The sequence below is a fragment of the Streptomyces sp. GMY02 genome (assembly GCF_019056675.1).
Lineage (GTDB): Bacteria > Actinomycetota > Actinomycetes > Streptomycetales > Streptomycetaceae > Streptomyces > Streptomyces odonnellii.
Genome location: NZ_CP077658.1, coordinates 7,819,035 through 7,839,137, shown reverse-complemented (window position 1 = coordinate 7,839,137; position 20,103 = coordinate 7,819,035). Strand labels below are relative to the sequence as shown.

Genomic DNA, 20,103 nt, shown 5'->3' with positions numbered 1-20,103 from the left:
CCGTCAGCCCTCCGCCCCGGACTCGGCCCCGGGTTCAGGCTCCGCACCGGCATCGGGACCCCCGGCCCCGGCCTCGGAGTCCTCGGGCAGCCCGAGCAGATCGCGCAGCAGCCGCTCGTCGTCCGCCGAGAGCGCGGTGACGAACCGGGCCAGTACGGCCTCGCGGTCCGCCTCCGCGTCCAGGACCTTCCGCATCCGCAGGGCGGCGAGCCCGGCCTCGTCCGAGGCGGCGCGCCATTCGAAGGAGCGCCCCGCCCGTTCGCGGGTGACCGCCTTCTTGGCCTGGAGGCGGGTCAGGATGGTCATGACGGTTGTGTACGCGAGGTCTCCGCCGAGTCGTTCCTGCACCCAGGCGGCGGTGACGGGTTCCGGCGCCTGCCGCAGGACGGCGAGCACCTGGGACTCCAGCTCGCCCTGGCCGCGCCGACGGGGGCGCCCGTCCGGACCGCCGGAACCGTCCGGGCCTTCCGGACCTTTCGGACCGCCGTGCACCCTCACGTTGTCTCCCTCCAGCCGCGCCGCCGCGTTGGATGGCAGCCGTTCATGTTACTGAGCACCGGCGTACGCCTCGCTGTCGCGGTCACCACTCCCGCTCACTTCTACACTGCTGTAGATTCTATCCCGGTCAGCCGGCCGGCCCCGTACTGGCGCGGGGGTGGGCGGGCGCGACCACGGCAGGGGCACAGGACGCGGGGCGCGCGTTCTGTGCCCCGTTTGTCATTGCGGGACATCGCCGGACGCGGACTTCGCACGGACGTTGTCCGTCATCACGGCGTCACGGCGTAATGACGCAATGGCGTTACGGCCAGCCGATCAGCCGGTCAGCCTCGGCCGGTCGATCAGCGCACTCCGGCAGCTCGCGGCGGACCTCGGTCAGCCGGTCAGCCGTGGCTGGGTGCCGGGTCCGTCGCTTCGGGCGCGCTCGGCTCCGACGCGGGCAGTTCGGAAGCGGACTCCGCCGACGGCTCGGGCTCGGCGGCTTTCACCGGCGCCGCCTTGCGCCCACGTAGCCCGCCGGGCCCGCCCAGTGCACGCACCCCGCTGAGCCCGCTGGTGAGCCGGCGCGCCAGCGGCTCGGTCCAGCGCGCGGCAAGCGGCCCGAGGATCACCAGGAGCAGGACATACGCGGTGGCCAGCGGCCCGATCCTGGGTTCGACGCCGACCGCGAGACCGGCGATCACGATGGAGAACTCGCCGCGCGCCACGAGCGTGCCGCCGGTCCGCCACCGGCCCGCGGTCCTGACCCCGGCGCGCCGCGCCGCGTACCAGCCGGTACCGATCTTCGTCAGGGCGGTGACCGTCGCCAGGATCAGGGCGGGCACCAGCACCGGCGGGATGGCGGCCGGGTCGGTGTTCAGACCGAAGAAGACGAAGAAGACCGCCGCGAACAGGTCACGCAGTGGGACGAGCAGATTGTGCGCACCCTCGGCGACCTCGCCGGACAGCGCGATACCGACGAGGAACGCCCCGACGGCAGCGGAGACCTGGAGTTCCTGGGCGACCCCGGCGACCAGCAGCGTCAGCCCGAGGACGACCAGCAGCAGCATCTCGGGGTTGTCGCTGGAGACCGCGCGGCTGATCAGCCGGCCGTGGCGCAGGGCCAGATAGAGGACCGCGCCGACCGTACCGAGCGAGATCAGCAGGGTGAGGCTGCCGCCGGCCAGGCTGAGTCCGGCCAGCAGGGCGGTGAGCAGCGGCAGATAGACCGCCATGGCGAGGTCTTCGATCACCAGGACGCCGAGGATCACCGGGGTTTCGCGGTTGCCGAGCCGGCCGAGGTCGCCGAGGACCTTGGCGATGACTCCGGAGGAGGAGATCCAGGTGACACCGGCCAGGGCGACGGCGGCGACCGGGCCCCAGCCCAGGATCAGCGCGGCCACGGCGCCGGGCACGGCGTTCAGGACGAAGTCGACGATGCCGGAGGGGTACTGGGTCTTGAGATTGCTGACGAGTTCGGAAGCGCTGTATTCGAGGCCCAGCAGAAGCAGCAGAAGTATGACGCCGATCTCCGCGCCGGTTGCGATGAACTCCTCGCTGGCGTTGAGCGGAAGCAGTCCGCCATGGCCGAAGGCGAGTCCGGCGAGCAGATAGAGCGGGATCGCGGAGAAGCCCACCCGGCCGGCGAGGCGGCCGAGTATGCCCAGCACCAGGATGACGGAACCGAGTTCGATGAGCAGTGCGGTGGTGTCGTGCACGGGCGCTTATCCTCCGGTGATCAGTTCGGCGACGGCGTCGACGCCTTCCCGGGTTCCGACGACGACGAGGGTGTCCCCCGAGGCGAAGCGGAAGTCCGGTGTGGGCGAGGGGAAGGCGGCGGTACGGCGCAGAACGGCCACGATGGAGGCGCCGGTCCGGGTACGCACCTGGGCTGAGCCAAGGGTCCGGCCCGCGTACGGCGACCTCTTGGTCACCGGGATGTGCTCGGTGAGCAGGTCGATCTCCAGGTGCTGGTGGAGATGGGCGACGGGGTCGGGCACCAGGAGCTTGGACAGCGCGGTCGCCTCGTACGGGGCGAGGGACACGGCCTCCTTGCAGTTGTCGTCGTCCTCGGGATCGTGGAAGGCGATGATCCGCCGGCCGTCCTGGTGCACGACGACCGAAAGATGCTTGCCCGCCTCCGTGTTCAGGTCGTAGCGGGTGCCGACTCCTGGCAGGGCGGTTTTGCTGACATGAGCGGTGTGCTCCATGAAAACGCTCCATACGGGCGTGTTGAGAGGTCGGTGGGCGCGGGGTGTGTCTTACAACACACACCCGGGCCCCTGGTCCTGAGCGGCGGATGACTTGTACGTGCCACCCGAACACGGATTCTCCATCATCCGGCCACGGCGGCCGGGGCGCGGACCTCGGGGGGCGGGTGCGGAATGGCCGGGAGGACCGGCGTACGACGGGAGTCCGGGCAGCCCGGGATGGGCAGACAGTGGGTGGCGCCCACGCGAACAACGCGTACGAACACCCCCACAGGACGCCGCGCCACCACGCACGGAACCCCGAGCGGAATCACAAGCGGAACGAGGCGAGACATGAACCCGGGCAAGAGCTGGGAGTTCACTGACGACCGTGGCCATCTGACCGTCGCGCCGGGCCGGCCGGCCCGGGTCGTGGCCTATATACAGGCGGGCGCGACTCTGTGGGACCACGGCCTGCGGCCCCTGGGAATCTTCGGTTCCCACCATGACGGAGAGGCTCCCGACCCGGCGAAGGCCGGTGAGTTGCCCCTCGACGGGCTGCGCTCGTTCGGCGCGGGCAGCGCCCTCGATCTGGACGCGCTGCACGCGGCGGAACCGGATCTGGTGGTCGCGGTCAGCTATGGCGGCGGGCAGGTGTACGGCATCGACCCGGAGGCGGCCAAGCATCTGGAGGAGCGGCTGCCGGTGGTCGTCCTGGATGTGGGCAAGGACCGTACGCTCGACGGCATCCGGGACCGGTTCACGGCGCTGGCCCGCGCGCTGGACGCGCCGCGCCCGCCCGCGGCCGCCGAGCTGGAGCGGGCGGAGGCGCGGCTGCGGGCCGCGGCGGGGCGGCCGGGCGCGCCCCGAGTGCTGGCCCTGTCGGCCGCCGACTCGGAGACCGCGTATCTGGCCAGGCCGCTGACCTGGCCGGATCTACGGGCGGTCGGTGAGCTGGGGGTGGATCTCATCGACCCCGAGGAGGGCGGCGGCGCCAACTGGCGTACGGTCACCTGGGCCGAGGCCGCCGCGCTGGAACCGGACATCGTGCTCGCCGATGTCCGCGCGAACGCGGCGCCACGCGCGCGGCTCCTGGACAACACGCACTGGCGCGCCATCGAGGAGCGGGCGCGGATCGTGGCCTGGAATCCGGAGGCACCGTGCAGCCATCTCGCGCACGCGCGGTTCCTGGACACCGTCGCAAACGCGGTCGACGGACCCTGAGTCGTGTCTTCCTGCGTCGTGCCTTCCTGAGCCGCGCCCTCAGGCGCGCCCCCGCGCCCTCGCATCCTCAGGCGCGCCCTCTCAGGCGCACTTCCCTATCGACTCGAACTCGCACCAGACCGCCTTGCCCTCGCCTCTCGGTTCGACGCCCCAGCGGGTGGCGACCGCGTCCACCATCAGCAGGCCCCTGCCGGAGGTCGCCGCCTCGCCGGGGGTACGGCGGCGTGGCCAGGCGCTGGAGCGGTCCTTGACCCAGAGGCGTACGCGGCGGACCGGGTCGGGCAGGACCTCCAGGGTGAGCACGGCGCCGCTCTCGGTGTGCAGCAGCACATTCACCAGCAGCTCGCCGGCGGCCAGCTCCACATCGTCCGTCAGCGCGGTCAGATCCCAGTCCGCCAGGGCCTGGCGGAGCATGGCGCGGGTCTCGACCAGGCCCTCCGGGTCGGCCTGATGGACGTACTGATGGATCCGGGGCGCCTGGCCGGTGCCGGGATCGGGCCTGCGGCGCAGGACGAGCAGCGCCATGTCGTCGCCGGTCCCCCACCGCTCCCAGAGCCGGTCGGAGAGATGGTCGGCCAGCGAGCCGGCCGGGCCGGGGCCCGATCTGACGATGTCGGCGAGCGTGTCCATGCCGGCCGTGATGTCATGGCCGGGCTCCTCGACCAGTCCGTCGGTGCACAGCACCAGCGTCTCCCCGGGTACGAGATCGAGCCGGGTCTCGGGGAAGTCCTCCTGCCCGAAGGTGGTGGCGAAGCCCAGCGGGAGCCCGCCACGCAGATTGGGCCAGCTTGTCCGTCCGTCGGTGTGCCGGATGAGCGGGCCGAGATGTCCGGCCCGTACGGCTCGTACGATCCCGGTCGACAGGTCCACCTGGGCATAGGTGCAGGTCGCGAAGCGTTCCGTGTCCAGTTCGGCGAGAAAGCGGGAGGCACGGGCCAGGACGGTCGAGGGCGCGTGGCCCTCGCCCGCGAAGGCGCGCAGGGCGATCCGTAGCTGTCCCATGACGGCGGCGGCATGGGTGTCGTGTCCCTGGACATCGCCGACGACCACCCCGACCCGGTTCCTGGGCAGGGCGATCACGTCGTACCAGTCGCCGCCGACCTCTCTGCCGCTCCAGGCCGCGTGGTAGCGCACCGCGATCTCGGCGCCGGGGAACTCGGGGATGTCGCGGGGCAGCATGGACGCCTGGAGGCCGGTCGCGAACTCGCGCTCCTGGTCGAAGAGGACGGCGCGCTGGAGCGACTGGGCCACGATCCCGGCCAGCACCATGCACATCGTGCGGGTCTCGGGCGAGAAGTGGGTGCGCCGCCGGTAGAAGAGCGCGAGGCAGCCGATGGAGCGGGCCTGGGCGACCAGCGGAAGGAAGGCCGCCGCGTTGAACCCGAGCCTGCCGACATAGGGCCGCAGCCCCGGGAAGCGGTCGATGACCATCTCGCGCAGCGAGGTGACAAAGCGCGGCCGCTGGTTGAGGACGCTGTCCGCGAGCGGCAGGGATCCGTCGAGGCGGTGCAGCCGCAGATCGTCCAGGACCTCCATGGACTCCCCGGCCAGCGCGATGAGTCTGAGCGTGCCGCCCTCGACGAGGCCGAGCGCCAGCCCGTCGGCGCCGAACCTCTCCAACCCGCCCGCCCCGGTCAGCACGGCCGCGACATCGTCCACGGTGACCGCCCTGGACAGGGCTTCCGTGGTGCTCTGCACCAGGCGGTTCAGCCCTTGCCTGCCGAGTTCCGGAGGACCGGCCAGGGTGGAGCATTCGGTGAGTTCGGCCGTGGCGTTACGCACGATTCCGACGATGCGGTACGCGCGGCCCCCGTCGTCCCGGAGGATCCGGCCCCGGGTGTGGGTCCACTGGTACGCCCCGTTACGGCGGGTCAACCGGAAGTACGAGCCGTACGACGAGCGGCCGTCACGGACGGCCGCGTCCACGACGGCTCTGAGCCGTATCCGCTCTTCGCGCGGCGACCGGGAGAACAGGGCGTCGGCCGTGCCGTCGTACTCGTCCGGGCGCAGGTCGAACACCTCAAGCGCTGCCGCGTCGAGCTCCAGGATCCCGTTTTCCAGATCCCAGTCGAAACTCCCCATGCGGTTCAGCGCGAGTCTCTCGTCTGCGCCTATCGCCGCTCGGCTGCGGTCCCGATTGCGTGCTGCCATGCGCCCCGCTCCGGAGGTGGGCCGGGAGCCCCGCCGCCCTTCCACCCGGTCGCCGAAGCTCATGTGTTCGAACAAGAAGCCTAACCTTTCTTGCTAAATCTTTACATATGAGGCCTTCTATCCAGAATCATGCATATGTGAGGAACCCGAACCCGCGCCCAGCCTCAAGCCCGTAGCGACAGATACGCCTACGCGATAGCAACGCTACCGTCCAATTGGTAGCATCCCCTTCATGAGCACGCGAACACGCATTCTGGAGGTGGCCGCCGAGCTGCTGGCGAAGTCGCCGAACGGCGACATCTCCACGCGGGCGATCTGTGACGCCGCCCAGGTCGGGGCGCCGGTGCTCTACCGGCAGTTCGGCGACAAGGAGGGGCTTCTCTCCGCCGTCGTCGACCATGGCTTCGACGCCTATCTGGCGACCAAGCGCCTGCATGAGCCGGGCGCGGACCCGATCACGGACCTGCGCGAGGGCTGGGACTCCCATGTGGCGTTCGCGGTGGCGAATCCCAATCTGTACCGGCTGATGAACTCCCCGGCGATGCGGAAGCCGCCCGCCTCGGCCCTGGAGTCCCACCGGATCCTCACCCGCGACCTGGAGCGCGCGGCGGCTCTCGGGCTGCTGCGGATCTCGCCCGAGCTGGCGGCCCAGATGATCATGTCGGCGAATGTGGGCGTGGCACTGATGCTGGTCTCCCGGCCCGCCACCTTCACCGATCCCGAGATGTCGCGGCGGGTACGGGACTCCCTGCACGCGGCCGTGTTCACCCCCGAGGCAATGCGCTCCCCCGTGCCCAACGGCGGGGCGTCCGCCGCTCCGGCCGCTCCCGGCACCGAGACCCCGGCCGCCGCGGCCCGGCTGGGGGCGCTGCTGCGCCAGTCGCCGCCCTCGGCGCTGACCGCGGTCGAGGCCGCGCTGCTGTCCGAGTGGCTTCAGCGCGTGGCGAACACCCCGGGAACCCCAGGCACCCACGACAGCCGCGACATCCCCGACGTCCACGGCGCCCCGCACACGTCCGACACGCCGGACGCCGCGGTCTCCTCGCCGACGGCCACCCCCAGCTCCTCGTAACCGTGACCATGCACCACCTCCCGTCGGCACCCGCACCCGCACTGGCCCCCGCACCGGGACCTTCCGAAACGTCACGGACGCCACGGGCCCCACGGCGACCCACAGGCCACCACGGACGCCCTGGATCGCGCGACCGAAAGATCAGATGATGCCGCCGTTCGCCCGCAGGATCTGACCGTTGACCCAGTGGCCGGGACCCGCCAGAAAAGCGACGACCTCGGCTATGTCCTCCGGAGTGCCCAGACGCTCCAAGGGCGGCTGGGCCGCCATCCGCGCGATGGTCTCCTCGTCCTTGCCGTCCAGGAACAGCGCGGTCGCGGTCGGCCCCGGCGCCACCGCGTTCACCGTGATGTCCCGGCCGCGCAGTTCGCGGGCGAGGATCAGGGTGATCGCCTCGACGGCGCCCTTGCTCGCGGCGTAACCGGTGTATCCGGGCAGGGCCAGACCCAGCACGGAACTGGAGAAGTTGATGATGGCTCCGCCCTTCCGTAGGCGGCGTGCCGCCTCCCGGCCCACGACGAAGGTGCCGCGGATATTGATGCGGTGCATGGCGTCGAGAGCGTCCAGCTCCAGCTCGGCCAGCGGCGACAGCACCATCCGGCCCGCGGCGTGGACGACCACATCGACTCCGCCATAGGTCTCGGTCGCGGCGTCGAAGAGGGCGGCGACCGCCGTCTCGTCGGCGACATCGGCCTGGACCGCGATGGCCCGGCCGCCGTCGGCGGTGATGGCCTCGACCACCGAGTCGGCCTCTTTCTCGCTCCCCGCGTAGTTGACGACGACCGCATACCCGTCCGCCGCCAGACGCTCGGCGCTCTGCCGGCCGATGCCGCGTGAGCCGCCGGTGACGATGGCCACCCGGGGCCCGGGAAGCGTGCCGTTCTCAACGCTCGCGACGTTCGCGTCAGTCACAGGGCTCTCAGGCATGACAGTGCTCCCTTCCGGTCGGGGTACGTCGATCCGCACCCCCAGAAGCAACGCTAACACCCTTCAGTTATCGACGCTACCCGGATCTCGTAGCAATGTTTCACGCACCCCACCCCCGTCGTCAGATTCTGAAACGACACCCACCCGACACGCCCCGGTCACCCCACAAAACCCGACAATCACCGCGTCCCGCCCGTTATTTGTTGTCGGCAGCACAACCGAACTTGACGGCCTCGTGCACAACTCTTGACGTGTCCGAAACACGAGAGAAGCATCTCCTCTACCGAGAGAGCGCTCTCCGGCTTTCTTTCCCTCCCGCTCCGCCTGCCCCGTTGTCCGAATGACTCAGGAGACCTGCCCATGCACGCTCCTCCGCTCACTCCACCGGTGTTCCGGAGAACCGCTCCGGGACGCCGGCGAGGACTGGCCGCCTCCGTCGCGGCCACGCTGATCGCCTCGCTGCTGCTCCTCATTCCCAGCACCACCGCCCAGGCCGCGCCCACCCTGCTCTCGCAGGGCAAGGCCGTGACCGTCTCCAGCGTGGAGAACGCGGGCACCCCCGCGACCGGCGCCAACGACGGCAACACCGGGACCCGCTGGTCGAGCGCCGCTGCCGACCCGCAGTGGATCCAGATAGACCTCGGCTCCACCGTCGCGGTCAGCCAGATCGTCCTGAACTGGGAGACCGCGTACGCCAAGGCGTACAAGATCGAGTTCTCGACCGACGGCAACGGCTGGACCCAGGCGTACTCCACCACCACGGGACCCGGTGGCACGGAGACGCTCAATGTCTCGGGCAGCGCCCGTTACGTGAAGCTGACGGGCACCCAGCGGGCCACCCAGTGGGGCTACTCGCTGTGGGAGTTCCAGATCTACGGCGGCACCTCGGGCGGCACCGGCGACCCGATCCCGGGCGGCGGTGACCTCGGCCCCAACGTCATCGTCTTCGACCCGTCGACGCCGAACATCCAGGGCAGGCTGGACGAGGTCTTCAAGCGTCAGGAGGCCGACCAGTTCGGCTCCGGCCGCTACCAGTTCCTGTTCAAGCCGGGCACGTACAACAACATCAACGCCCAGCTCGGCTTCTACACCTCGATCTCGGGTCTCGGTCTGTCGCCCGACGACACCACCTTCAACGGTGATGTGACCGTGGACGCCGGCTGGTTCAACGGGAACGCCACCCAGAACTTCTGGCGCTCCGCCGAGAACCTCGCGCTCAACCCGGTCAGCGGCACCAACCGCTGGGCGGTCGCGCAGGCCGCGCCGTTCCGTCGTATGCATGTCAAGGGCGGGCTCAACCTGGCGCCCAACGGCTACGGCTGGGCCAGTGGCGGCTACATCGCCGACAGCAAGATCGACGGCACGGTCGGCCCGTACTCCCAGCAGCAGTGGTACACCCGTGACAGCTCCGTCGGCGGCTGGACCAACGGCGTCTGGAACATGGTGTTCTCCGGGGTCGAGGGCGCGCCCGCGCAGAGCTTCCCGAACCCGCCGTACACCACCCTGAGCAACACGCCCACCTCGCGGGAGAAGCCGTTCCTGTACCTGGACGGCAACGCGTACAAGGTGTTCGTCCCCGCCAAGCGCACCAACGCGCGGGGCACCACCTGGGGCAATGGCGCGCCGCAGGGCCAGTCCCTGCCGCTCGACCAGTTCTACGTGGTCAAGCCGGGCGCGACCGCGGCGACGATCAACCAGGCGCTGGCGCAGGGGCTCAACCTGCTCTTCACGCCCGGTGTCTACCACGTCGACCAGACCATCAACGTGACCCGCGCCAACACGGTGGTCCTGGGTCTGGGGCTCGCCACGATCATCCCGGACAACGGGGTGACCGCGATGAAGGTCGCCGATGTGGACGGCGTGAAGCTGGCCGGCTTCCTGATCGACGCCGGTCCGGTGAACTCCCCGACGCTGCTGGAGGTCGGCCCGGCGGGCGCGGCCACCGACCACTCCGCGAACCCGACCACGGTCCAGGACGTCTTCATCCGGATCGGTGGCGCGGGCCCCGGCAAGGCCACCACCAGCATGGTGATCAACAGCGATGACACGATCATCGACCACACCTGGGTCTGGCGTGCCGACCATGGCGCGGGCGTCGGCTGGGAGACGAACCGCGCGGACTACGGCGTCCGCGTCAACGGTGACGACGTGCTGGCCACCGGTCTGTTCGTCGAGCACTTCAACAAGTACGACGTCGAATGGTACGGCGAGAACGGCCGGACGATCTTCTTCCAGAACGAGAAGGCGTACGACGCGCCCAACCAGGCGGCGATCCAGAACGGCAGCATCAAGGGATACGCGGCCTACAAGGTCGCCGATTCCGTCAACAACCACGAGGGCTGGGGTCTGGGCAGCTACTGCAACTACACCTCGGACCCGAACATCCAGCAGGACCACGGATTCCAGGCACCGGTGAAACCCGGTGTGAAGTTCCATGACCTGCTGGTCGTCTCTCTCGGTGGCATGGGCCAGTACAACCACGTCATCAACAGCACGGGGTCACCGACCTCGGGAACCTCGACGGTCCCGTCGACCATCACGTCGTTCCCGTAAACCCCCGGTCGGTCCCATGACCCACGCCGGTCCCCCGGCACACAGGGGCCCGGTCTCCCCCCACGGAGGCCGGGCCCTGCGCCGTTCGGCGCAACCGTTCATACGATGGGCTCGGCGCGTCACCGCAATGCTCCGGCGTGTCATCCCGCGCCGGAGCCCCCGGCGTTCCCGGCCGACGGCCGGTCCGGTGCCCGTGTAGGGCGGCGCACTCCCCCCGGCGCGCGAATGGCGACGCTTCGCGCCCCCACGGAGACTTGACGGCATGTCGGGCAAACGAAGCGCGGGACTCCTCCTGTACCGGGTCGGCGACACCGGTACCGAAGTGCTTCTCGGACACATGGGCGGACCTTACTGGTCGGGCCGCGATACCGCCGCCTGGTCGATCCCCAAGGGTGAGTTCGGGCCGGAGGAGGAGCCCGAGGACGCCGCCCGCCGGGAGTTCCGGGAGGAGCTGGGACTGCCCGTCCCCGAGGGGCCCTGGATCCCCCTCGGCGAAGCCCGCCGGCGCGGCGGAAAGACCGTCACCGCATGGGCCGTGGAGGGGGATCTGGATCCCGCCCTGGCCGTGTTCGGCACCTTCACCATGGAGTGGCCCAGGGGGTCGGGTGTGGTGCGTGAGTTCCCGGAACTGGACCGTGTCGGCTGGTTCGATCTGGCGGACGCCGTGGAACCGCTGGTAACGGGACAGCGAGTGTTCCTCGAACGACTGGGCGAGTGCATAGGCACCGACCGGCGTCAGCCTCCGCCCGGCCGTTAGGCCGCATCGGTCCGGGGCTCCTCGCTGTCCCTGAACGCCGTCCAGGAGCCGTCGGGAGCCCGCATCCAGTCCAGGAACCAGGAAAGGCATCACCCCGTGCATCCTCGCACTTATGTGCTTATCGCCGCCGGTACGGCACTGCTGACCGCCGCGGCCGTTCCCATCACCGTATTTCCCGCCCTGGCCCAGCCCACCGATGAGCCGCCGCACGGGCCGCGGGCCGAGCGCCTCGGCGTACCGGGGCCACCGGGCGCGAAACCGCAGGGCGGGCCGCCCGCCCCGGAACTGCGCGCCGACGCCGGGCCCGTCGATCCCGGGCCCGTCGATCCCGGCCTCGTCGACCCCGGGCTCGTCGGGGACGAACCGGTGGGCGACGTGCCCGCCGGCGACGGACCGGTCAGCGCGGCGGCACTGCTCTCCAAGGTCAGCCGCTGCCGGCAGATCTCCAACGGCCTCTACCGCACCCGTGAGAGCGCTCCTACCGCGGTACCCGTCTGCGACGCCAACGGGGCCGTGTTCTGGAAGGCGGACATGGACATCGACTGCGACGGCCAGGTGACGGACCGTTGCAACAAGAGGACCGACCCGTACTTCCAGAGTGCGACGTCGTATACGGAGTCGAGCGGCAGGGCGCTGAACGCCAAGGAACTGCCGTACATCGTCGTGCCGACCCCGAGCCGGATCTGGAACTACCGCAATTCAGGCATCAGCGGCGGGTCCGTCGCGGCTGTCATCCATGGCGACCGGGTGCAGTACGCGGTCGTCGGGGACACGGGTCCGCCGGGGATCATCGGCGAGGGATCGTTCGCGGCGGCCCGTGGCCTCGGGATCGCGACCGACCCCAGCAGGGGCGGTGTGGGAGAAGGTGTGACGTATATCCTTTTTAAGGACTCGCAGGTCCCGTCCCTGGAGGACCAGGACACCACGGCCCGTCAGGGCGAGGAACTGGCGAAGCAGTTCCTCCAGGAGAATTAACGATTCCCCTTCAGGAATGAACGATTCTCCGGTGAGCCGTCGGCGGTCGGGGAATGGTGTGCGGTGGACGTGCGGTCCGGAAAACCCCAGGACGGCACATCCACCACACACCACCCTCGTCCGTCAGACGATGCCCTCGGAGATCTCCGACTGCTCGCGGGCGTTGCCGTACGCCTGCGGAGTGCTGTACGCGCTGCGCGCCACGTACCACCACACCGTCGCCAGGATCAGCACGATGGCCAGGGCGATCACCGCGTAGTTCATCGAGTCGACGGTCACCGGGTTGGACTGCGGCAGACAGAACAGCACCGTGACCACCGCGACCCAGATCACCGCGATCCAGCCGATGGGCTTGCTCCAGCGGCCCAGGGTCCAGGGGCCGTGCTCGAAGCGGTTGCCGGCGCGCAGCTTCAGATAGATCGGGATGGCGTACGCCGGAGTGATGCCGATGACGTTGATGGCCGTCACCGCGCCGTACGCGGTCGTGGAGTACAGCGACGGCACGGCGAGCAGGCACGCGACGACGACGGAGAGCCAGACGGCCGGCACCGGGGTCTGGGTACGGCTGCTGACCCGCTGCCACAGGGCCGAGCCCGGCAGGGCGTTGTCACGGCTGAACGCGAACACCATACGGCTGGCGGCGGCGACCTCGGCGTTGCCGCAGAAGAGCTGCGCGACGATCACGAGCAGCAGCAGCGCCGTGGCACCGCTGGTGCCGAGGGCGTCGATCAGGATCTGGGCCGGCGGCACTCCCGTGGCGCTCTCCCGGGTCCCCGCGTAGTCCTGGATCGCGAAGGTGAGTCCGGCGAGCAGCACGAAGCCGGCGATCCAGGAGACCCAGATGGCGCGGACGATACCGCGCGCCGCCGACACCGAGGCGTTGGAGGTCTCCTCGGAGAGATGCGCGGAGGCGTCGTATCCGGAGAAGGTGTACTGCGCCAGCAGCAGGCCGATGGCCGCCACATAGATCGGGTTCTCCCAGCCGGTCTCATTGACGAACTCGGTGAACACGAAGGACGGCGACTGGTGGCTGTCCGGAACGATGGCGAGGGCGCCGACGATGACGGCCACACCGGCGAGATGCCACCACACGCTGATCGAGTTGAGGACACTGACCAGCCGGACGCCGAAGAGGTTCAGGGTCGCGTGCAGCAGCAGGATGCACATGAATATGACCATGGTCCAGCCGGGCGTGGGGTCGAAGCCGAACTGAAGGTTCAGGAAGGCCCCGGTGAAGAGCGCGGCGCCGTAGTCGATACCGGCGATCGCACCCAGCAGTCCGAGCAGGTTGAGCCAGCCCGTGTACCAGCCCCACTTGCGTCCGCCGAGCCGGTCGGCCATGTAGTAGAGCGCGCCCGAGGTGGGGTACGCGCTCGTCACCTCGGCCAGTGCCATGCCCACACAGAGGACGAAGAGGCCGACGCCCGCCCAGCCCCAGAGCATCACCGAAGGGCCGCCGGTGCCCATGCCGAATCCGTACAGGGTCATGCATCCGGAGAGGATGGAGATGACCGAGAAGCTGATCGCGAAGTTGCCGAAGCCGCCCATGCGGCGGGCGAGAACCGGCTGATAGCCCAGTTCGCGCAGCCGTTGCTCTTCGTCCTTCTGCGGGACGAGATCGGCCTTCGACCAGGCCGGTGGGGAAACGGACACGGGAAGTACCTCCGGGGAAACGCCTGTAGTAGGGAAACGAAGGAGAACTGACAGGAGAGATCAGGAGCGAACAGATGGTGCGGCGGTACGGATGGTGCCGTGCGGGTGGTGCGGTACGGGTGGTGCCTGTGATGTCTGTGGTGCCGTACGAGTGCTGTGCGAGTGCTGTGCCAGGAGAGCCGTGCGAGTGGTGCCGTACGAGTGGTGCCGTGCGGCGCATACGTGCCGGAGACGCGTCGTACGGTCCCGGCGGGGCGGGTCAGCCGGACGGCCCGTTCCGCCCCTCCCGGCTGCTGAGACAGCGGCTGCGGGCACGGACGAACACGTCCTCGGCCTGAGCCGCGTCACCGGGACTCCGCGTACGGTACGCCCATGGCACCGTCGCGTAGAACGGGCCCAGCGCTTCGAACACCCTGGCCCCCTCGGTGAATTGGAGCGAGCCCCAGAGGGCGTGCGCGAGATGGTTCAGATCGGGCAGTGCCGCCTCGGCCAGGTCCGCGTGGTCGAACCAGAGATGCACGGCGCGCAGGGCGTCCCGGGTCGCGTCCTCGGTGACCCAGTGGAGGTCGAGCGCCTTCTCGTGGCCGTTCTCGCGGCGGTAGCGCTCGACCCTGACGAACAGCGGCAGCGCGTGCAGTGGCGAGCCCTTGGGCGCGGCGGAGGCCGCCCACTGAACGAAGTTGACCGCTTCCGAGAGCGATCCGTCGCTCCTCCGCGCGTAGACGAACTGGAGCATACGGTGGTACGCCTCGCGGTTGAACGGATCGCGCTTGTCGGCCTCCGCCAGCAGGCCCCAGGGGCCGGGGAACAGCATCGGTCCGGGCGGCGCGAGCCGGTGCTCGTCCATCTGCTGCCGGTCGTCGAGCCGGGCCAGCGCCAGCAGGCACACCCAGGGAACCGGGTCGTCCGGAGCGTGGCGGGTGGCGCTCCGGCATGCCTCCCAGGCCTGCTGCCACAGCTCCTGGGTGCGCGTATGGCCGTCGCGATGGGCCCGTATCGCGCGTTCCACCACGACCCGGGTGTGCATCACCGTGGCGGCGAGGCTCTCCGGCTCCTCGGCGCGCCAGGCCTGTACGGCGTCGGAACCGGCGGCGACGGCGGCGAGGATCTGGGTCCGCTGGGTCCACCGGCCCCAGTCGGACGTCCCGGCGAGGAGGTTGCGCATCGCGAGCCAGCGTCCGGTGCGCAGATCCTGTACCGCCGCGCGCAGTTCGTTGTCGTGGCCCGCCGGATGGTAGACGGGGCGGAAGTTGTCGCTCGCCATCAGCTCGGATCCGTCCGCGCGGCCGAGGATCCGGGGTACGAGGCCCGGGCGGCCGAGGACCGCTCGTAACGACGGGGCCAGGCAGGGCCGACGAGGCCCCCGGCTGAGAAGATGGTCGTCATAGATCCTCTGGGACGGTGAGGGGGGTGGAGCGGTCCGGTGGGCGGTACGCGGGCACCGACCTGACGTGGGCCACGGCAAGGGCGAAACCGGTCAAGGACGCCTGCCGCCGCGGCGATCAGTGTAGGGGGCGCGATGAGTCCACTCGAACACTTTGCTGATCTTTCGCAACTCTCCGTTGATCAACGCAGGTTACGCCCCTCCGGAACCGGTTCCGCGGCGGCGTCCTGGAACCCTTGACGCCTGCTCTGACCTGCACCACGCTTTCGCTGAGCGATCAACCCGCCCGTGTACGGGGCTTCCGCGGGGCCGGAAAACCGGTCCGGCCGGGCCCCGGAAGACCTCGAAGAACACTTGAAAGGCCCTCGAACCCGAGGCTCCGCAGCCCCTCGAACCGAAGAACAGGACATGCCGCCAGTCCAGCGATCCAGCCGTCCGCGCGCCCACGCGGCCGGCCGGCCGGTGCTCGCCCTCGATCAGGGCACTTCGTCCACCAAGGCCCTGGTCATCTGCCCCGAACGGGGCGTGATCGGTACGGGGTCGGCCCCGGCGCCTCCCCGGCACGGCTCCGGCGGCGTGGCGGACATCGATCCGGCCGTGCTGCTCGGCTCCGTACTGGACGCGGGGCGCGAGGCCCTCGCCGAGGCGGCGGAGCCGGTCGCGGCCGTCGGTCTGGCCAACCAGGGCGAGACGGTGCTCGCCTGGGACCCGGTCACCGGGACGCCGCTGACGGACGCGATCGTGTGGCACGACCGGCGCAGCGAGTCCCTCTGCACCGAACTCGCCTCGCACGGCGAGCGGTTGAGGGCTCTCACCGGGCTGCCCCTCGACCCGTACATCGCGGCACCGAAGATGGCCTGGATCCGGCGGCACCGGACCCGCGAGGGGGTCGTCACCACCAGCGACTCATGGCTGATCCACCAGCTCACGGGCGAGTTCGTCACGGACGCGGCGACCGCGGGCCGTACCGGACTGCTCGACCTCGACCTCGTCGACTGGTCACCGGAGGCCCTGGACATCTTCGGGCTGTCCGGAGAGGCGCTGCCCCGCATCACCGACACGGCGGGACCGGTCGGCACCACCACGGCCTTCGGCGGCGAGATCCCGCTGACGGGAGTGATCGTCGACCAGCAGGCAGCGCTCCTCGCGCAGAACGTGACCGAACCGGGATCCGCCAAGTGCACCTACGGCACAGGGGCGTTCCTGCTCGCGCAGACCGGCGGCCGGCCGCTCCGGGGGACATCGGGGCTGGTGAGCTGTGTCGCCTGGCGGCTCGGCGGGCGGACCAGCTACTGCCTCGACGGACAGGTCCTCACGGCCGCGTCCGCGGTGGGCTGGCTGGCCGGGCTCGGGGTGATCTCGGGGGCGGCCGATCTGGACACGGTCGGCTCGGGCGTACCGGACAGCGGCGGAGTCACTTTCGTACCGGCACTCGCCGGACTCGCGGCGCCCTGGTGGCGCGGCGATCTGCGTGGCTCGATCAGCGGTCTGGGACTGGACACGAACGCGGGTCATCTGGTGCGCGCGCTGTGCGAGGGGCTCGCCGCCCAGGTCGTGGTGCTGGCGGACGCGGTGGCCGGCGATCTCGGTGTGCCGCTGGGCGGTCTGCGCGTCGACGGCGGTCTGACGCGGTCGTCGTTGCTGATGCAGACTCAGGCGGACCTGCTGCAAAGGCCCGTGGAGGTCTCGAAGCGGCCGGACATCACGGCACTGGGCGTGGGCGCGCTCGCGCGGCTCGGCCTCGATCCCGGGCTGACGCCCGGTCAGGTCGTACCGGAGTGGAAGCCCTCCGCGATCTACGAGCCGCGTATCGGCCGGGCCGAGGCCGCGGACCGGCTCGGTGTCTTCCGCTCGGCGGTGGACGCGCTGCTGACCCGTACTCCCCCGCCCACCACAAGACCCTGAGCCGGGAACTGGAGCACCATGGCTGTCACGACCTCCGGACCGCTGCCGGACGAGGTGTACGACATCGTCGTCATCGGCGCCGGAGTCGTCGGCGCCGCCATCGCCCGCGAACTGTCCCGGTATCCGCTGCGTGTCGCGCTGGTGGAGGCGTCCGGCGATGTCGGGGACGGGACGTCCAAGGCCAACACGGCGATCCTGCACACCGGTTTCGACGCGGTACCCGGTTCGCTGGAGTCCCGGCTCGTACGGGAGGGACAGCGCCGGCTGGCCGCCTATGCCGCCGCCGCGGGCATCCCAGTGGAACCGGTGGGCGCGCTGCTGGTCGCCTGGAACGAGGAGCAACTCGCCGCCCTGCCACGGCTGGTGGAGAAGGCGGAGCGCAATGAGTACCACGAAACGCGGCTCATCGGCGCCGACGAGCTGTACGCCCTCGAACCGCACCTCGGCCGCGGCGCGCTGGGCGCACTGGCCGTCCCCGGCGAGAGCATCATCTGCCCCTGGACGACCACGCTCGCGTACGCCACGGAGGCCGTCCGCGACGGCGTCGATCTGCATCTCAACTGCCCGGTGACCGGGGTCGGCAGCGGAGCGCCGCATGAACTCGGCACCGGCCGGGGGCCGTTGCGTACGCACATCCTCGTCAATGCCGCCGGACTGCACGCCGACGAGATCGACCGGTGGCTCGGCCACGCCGACTTCACCGTGACACCGCGCCGCGGTCAGCTCATGGTCTTCGACAAACAGGCCCGCGGCCTGGTCCGCCACATCCTGCTGCCGGTGCCGACCGCGCTCGGCAAGGGAGTGCTGGTGGCGCCGACGGTGTACGGGAACGTACTGCTCGGCCCGACCGCCGAGGATCTCGACGAGAGGACGGCGACCGGTTCCACCGCGGAGGGGCTGGCCTTTCTGCGGGAGAGGGGCGAGCGCATCCTGCCGGAGCTGCTCGACGAGGAGGTCACCGCCGTCTACGCGGGGCTGCGCGCCGCCACCGAGGAATCCGACTACCGGATCCGCTGCCACGCCGACCAGCGCTATGTCACCGTGGGCGGTATCCGCTCCACCGGGCTGACGGCGTCGATGGCGATCGCCGCGCATGTCGTGGAGCTGCTCGCCGAGGCCGGCGAGAAGCTGGGCGAGCCGCGCGAGCGCCCGGCGGTACGGATGCCGAACATCGGCGAGGCGTTTCCGCGCCCGTACCAGCGCGCCGATCTGATCGCGGCCGATCCTGAGTACGGACGAATCGTCTGCCACTGCGAGCGGGTGTCCCAAGGGGAGATCCGTGACGCGCTCGCGAGTACGATCCCGCCGAGCACGCCCGAGGGGCTGCGGCGGCGCACCCGCGCCCGGGGCGGCCGGTGCCAGGGGTTCTACTGCGGAGCGGCCGTGCGCGGGCTGTTCAGCCCTGAAGCGGCCGGCGGCCCCGGTGGTCCGGGCGGTACCGCTGCTCCCGCCGCCTCCGGTGTGTCCGGAAGCGGCGCGTCGTCCCTGCTGCCGGAGGTCGGACCATGAGCGCGACGAACCGGGACGGTCTGGCCGTCCCCGGGCCCGGCCGGCGGACGCGTACGGTCGATGTGCTGGTGATCGGCGCCGGTCCGGCGGGGCTGGCGGCCGCGGCCCGGCTGGCCGCGGCGGGCGCCGGCACGGTCGAGGTCGTCGACCGCGAGGAGCAGGCCGGGGGTGTCCCGCGCCACTGCTACCACTCGGGATTCGGGCTGCGCGAGCTGCGGCGTCCGATGAGCGGCCCGGCGTACGCGCGCCACTGGTGCGAGCTGGCGGCGGGTGCGGGCGCCACCGTACGTACCGGAGTCTCGGTCACCGGCTGGGCGGAGCAGCCGGGCCGGGGGACTCTCGCCCTGGACACCACCAGCCCGGCAGGGCTCGAACGCGTCACCGCGGGAGCGGTCGTCCTCGCGACCGGCGCGCGCGAACGCCCGCGCAGCGCACGACTGGTGCCGGGGACCCGGCCGGCCGGTGTGTTCACCACCGGCGAGTTGCAGCAGGCCGTCCATCTGCGCCATCAGCGGGTCGGGACACGGGCGCTGGTCGTGGGCGCGGAACCGGTCGGCTACTCCGCCGTCCGTACCCTGCGGGGCGCTGGGGTCGAGATCGCGGCCATGGTCACGGACCAGCCGCGCCACCAGACCTCCTGGGCATCGGGCCTCGGCACCCGGCTGCACCACCGGGTTCCGCTGCTCACCGGGACGACGGTGACCGGACTGATCGGCCGGGGCCGGCTGGCGGGGGTCACGCTGCGGCACAGGGACGGCAGGACGACGACCGTCGCCTGCGACACGGTCGTCTTCACGGGCGACTGGATCCCCGACCATGAACTCGCCCGGCTCGGCGGGATCGAACTGGACCGCGGCACCCGGGGCCCGGCGGTCGACACCGCGTTCCGTACGGCCGCCGCGGGGGTCTTTGCCGTGGGCAATCTGCTGCACGCCGTGGAACCGGCGGGTACGGCGGCCCGGGAGGGCCGGCTGGTCGCCGGACCCGTCCTCCGCCATCTCGCGGACGGTGGCTGGCCGGGCGGGCAGGTGCCGGTGGAGGTGGACGCGCCGCTGCGCTGGGTCGCGCCGAACCGTATCGACCCCCGGGGCCCCCGTCCGCCGCTGGGCCGGTTCACGCTCCGTACGACCCGTACCGCCGGGCGGCTGTCGGCGCTGCTCATCTCCCAGGACGGCCGCTTCCTGCACCGTGAACGGCTCCGCCGGGGCAGTGTGCCGGACCGTCCGCTGTACGCCTCGGCCGACTGGATAGACCGCGCGGACCCGCACGGCGGCCCGGTCGTGATCACGGCGGGCTAGGGTCTTTCGTCTGGATCGAGCCCAGCAAG

Annotated in this window: 15 protein-coding genes; 8 read left to right on the top strand and 7 right to left on the bottom strand. The window is 70.7% G+C overall.

Annotated features, from left to right (window positions below):
* Positions 1-3: 3 nt before the first annotated feature.
* The 3 genes from KQY30_RS33335 to KQY30_RS33325 form a co-directional block, all read right to left on the bottom strand.
* Positions 4-492: a BlaI/MecI/CopY family transcriptional regulator gene (locus tag KQY30_RS33335; RefSeq protein ID WP_217311457.1), complete on the bottom strand. Its 489-nt coding sequence runs from the start codon at positions 490-492 to the stop codon at positions 4-6.
* Positions 493-881: 389 nt separating this feature from the next.
* Positions 882-2,195 carry a cation:proton antiporter gene (locus tag KQY30_RS33330; protein ID WP_217310251.1) on the bottom strand — a complete coding sequence of 438 codons (1,314 nt, stop codon included), beginning with the start codon at positions 2,193-2,195 and terminating at the stop codon, positions 882-884.
* Positions 2,196-2,201: 6 nt separating this feature from the next.
* A complete protein-coding gene (locus tag KQY30_RS33325; protein ID WP_217310250.1) occupies positions 2,202-2,687 on the bottom strand; it encodes a cation:proton antiporter regulatory subunit in 486 nt (161 codons plus the stop codon).
* Between the two features lie 333 nt (positions 2,688-3,020).
* Between KQY30_RS33325 and KQY30_RS33320 the strand changes: the two genes are divergently transcribed.
* Positions 3,021-3,890, top strand: a complete 870-nt coding sequence (locus tag KQY30_RS33320; RefSeq protein ID WP_217310249.1) for an ABC transporter substrate-binding protein — start codon at positions 3,021-3,023, stop codon at positions 3,888-3,890.
* A gap of 81 nt (positions 3,891-3,971) precedes the next feature.
* On the opposite strand, the gene KQY30_RS33315 is transcribed toward KQY30_RS33320, so the two are convergent.
* Positions 3,972-6,041, bottom strand: a complete 2,070-nt coding sequence (locus KQY30_RS33315) for a SpoIIE family protein phosphatase (protein WP_254407443.1) — start codon at positions 6,039-6,041, stop codon at positions 3,972-3,974.
* A 232-nt stretch (positions 6,042-6,273) separates the two neighbouring features.
* Between KQY30_RS33315 and KQY30_RS33310 the strand changes: the two genes are divergently transcribed.
* Positions 6,274-7,113: a TetR/AcrR family transcriptional regulator gene (locus KQY30_RS33310; RefSeq protein WP_217310248.1), complete on the top strand. Its 840-nt coding sequence runs from the start codon at positions 6,274-6,276 to the stop codon at positions 7,111-7,113.
* A gap of 141 nt (positions 7,114-7,254) precedes the next feature.
* On the opposite strand, the gene KQY30_RS33305 is transcribed toward KQY30_RS33310, so the two are convergent.
* Positions 7,255-8,040, bottom strand: a complete 786-nt coding sequence (locus tag KQY30_RS33305; RefSeq protein ID WP_217310247.1) for an SDR family oxidoreductase — start codon at positions 8,038-8,040, stop codon at positions 7,255-7,257.
* 360 nt (positions 8,041-8,400) lie between these two features.
* On the opposite strand from KQY30_RS33305, the gene KQY30_RS33300 reads away from it, so the two are divergent.
* From KQY30_RS33300 to KQY30_RS33290, 3 genes are all read left to right on the top strand, one after another.
* Positions 8,401-10,593: a discoidin domain-containing protein gene (locus KQY30_RS33300; protein ID WP_217310246.1), complete on the top strand. Its 2,193-nt coding sequence runs from the start codon at positions 8,401-8,403 to the stop codon at positions 10,591-10,593.
* 262 nt (positions 10,594-10,855) lie between these two features.
* Positions 10,856-11,350 carry an NUDIX domain-containing protein gene (locus KQY30_RS33295; protein WP_217310245.1) on the top strand — a complete coding sequence of 165 codons (495 nt, stop codon included), beginning with the start codon at positions 10,856-10,858 and terminating at the stop codon, positions 11,348-11,350.
* A gap of 96 nt (positions 11,351-11,446) precedes the next feature.
* The gene (locus KQY30_RS33290; protein WP_217310244.1) at positions 11,447-12,325 is read left to right on the top strand and encodes a glycoside hydrolase family 75 protein; all 879 of its coding nucleotides are present in this window, start codon (positions 11,447-11,449) and stop codon (positions 12,323-12,325) included.
* Positions 12,326-12,448: 123 nt separating this feature from the next.
* Here the strand turns inward: KQY30_RS33290 and KQY30_RS33285 are convergent, their stop codons facing one another.
* Positions 12,449-13,978, bottom strand: a complete 1,530-nt coding sequence (locus tag KQY30_RS33285; RefSeq protein WP_217310243.1) for an amino acid permease — start codon at positions 13,976-13,978, stop codon at positions 12,449-12,451.
* A 259-nt stretch (positions 13,979-14,237) separates the two neighbouring features.
* Positions 14,238-15,242, bottom strand: a complete 1,005-nt coding sequence (locus tag KQY30_RS33280; protein ID WP_217310242.1) for a hypothetical protein — start codon at positions 15,240-15,242, stop codon at positions 14,238-14,240.
* Positions 15,243-15,770: 528 nt separating this feature from the next.
* Here KQY30_RS33280 and KQY30_RS33275 point away from each other — a divergent pair.
* Genes KQY30_RS33275 through KQY30_RS33265 form a run of 3 tightly spaced genes read left to right on the top strand, consistent with a single transcriptional unit; the run spans position 15,771 to position 20,074 of the window.
* Positions 15,771-17,267, top strand: a complete 1,497-nt coding sequence (locus KQY30_RS33275; protein ID WP_217310241.1) for an FGGY family carbohydrate kinase — start codon at positions 15,771-15,773, stop codon at positions 17,265-17,267.
* Positions 17,268-17,285: 18 nt separating this feature from the next.
* Positions 17,286-18,776 (top strand): FAD-dependent oxidoreductase, encoded by a 1,491-nt coding sequence (locus tag KQY30_RS33270; protein ID WP_217310240.1) that lies wholly within the window; start codon positions 17,286-17,288, stop codon positions 18,774-18,776.
* Positions 18,773-20,074, top strand: a complete 1,302-nt coding sequence (locus KQY30_RS33265; protein ID WP_217310239.1) for an FAD/NAD(P)-binding oxidoreductase — start codon at positions 18,773-18,775, stop codon at positions 20,072-20,074. Before KQY30_RS33270 ends, KQY30_RS33265 begins: the two co-directional genes overlap by 4 nt.
* Positions 20,075-20,103 lie beyond the last annotated feature (29 nt).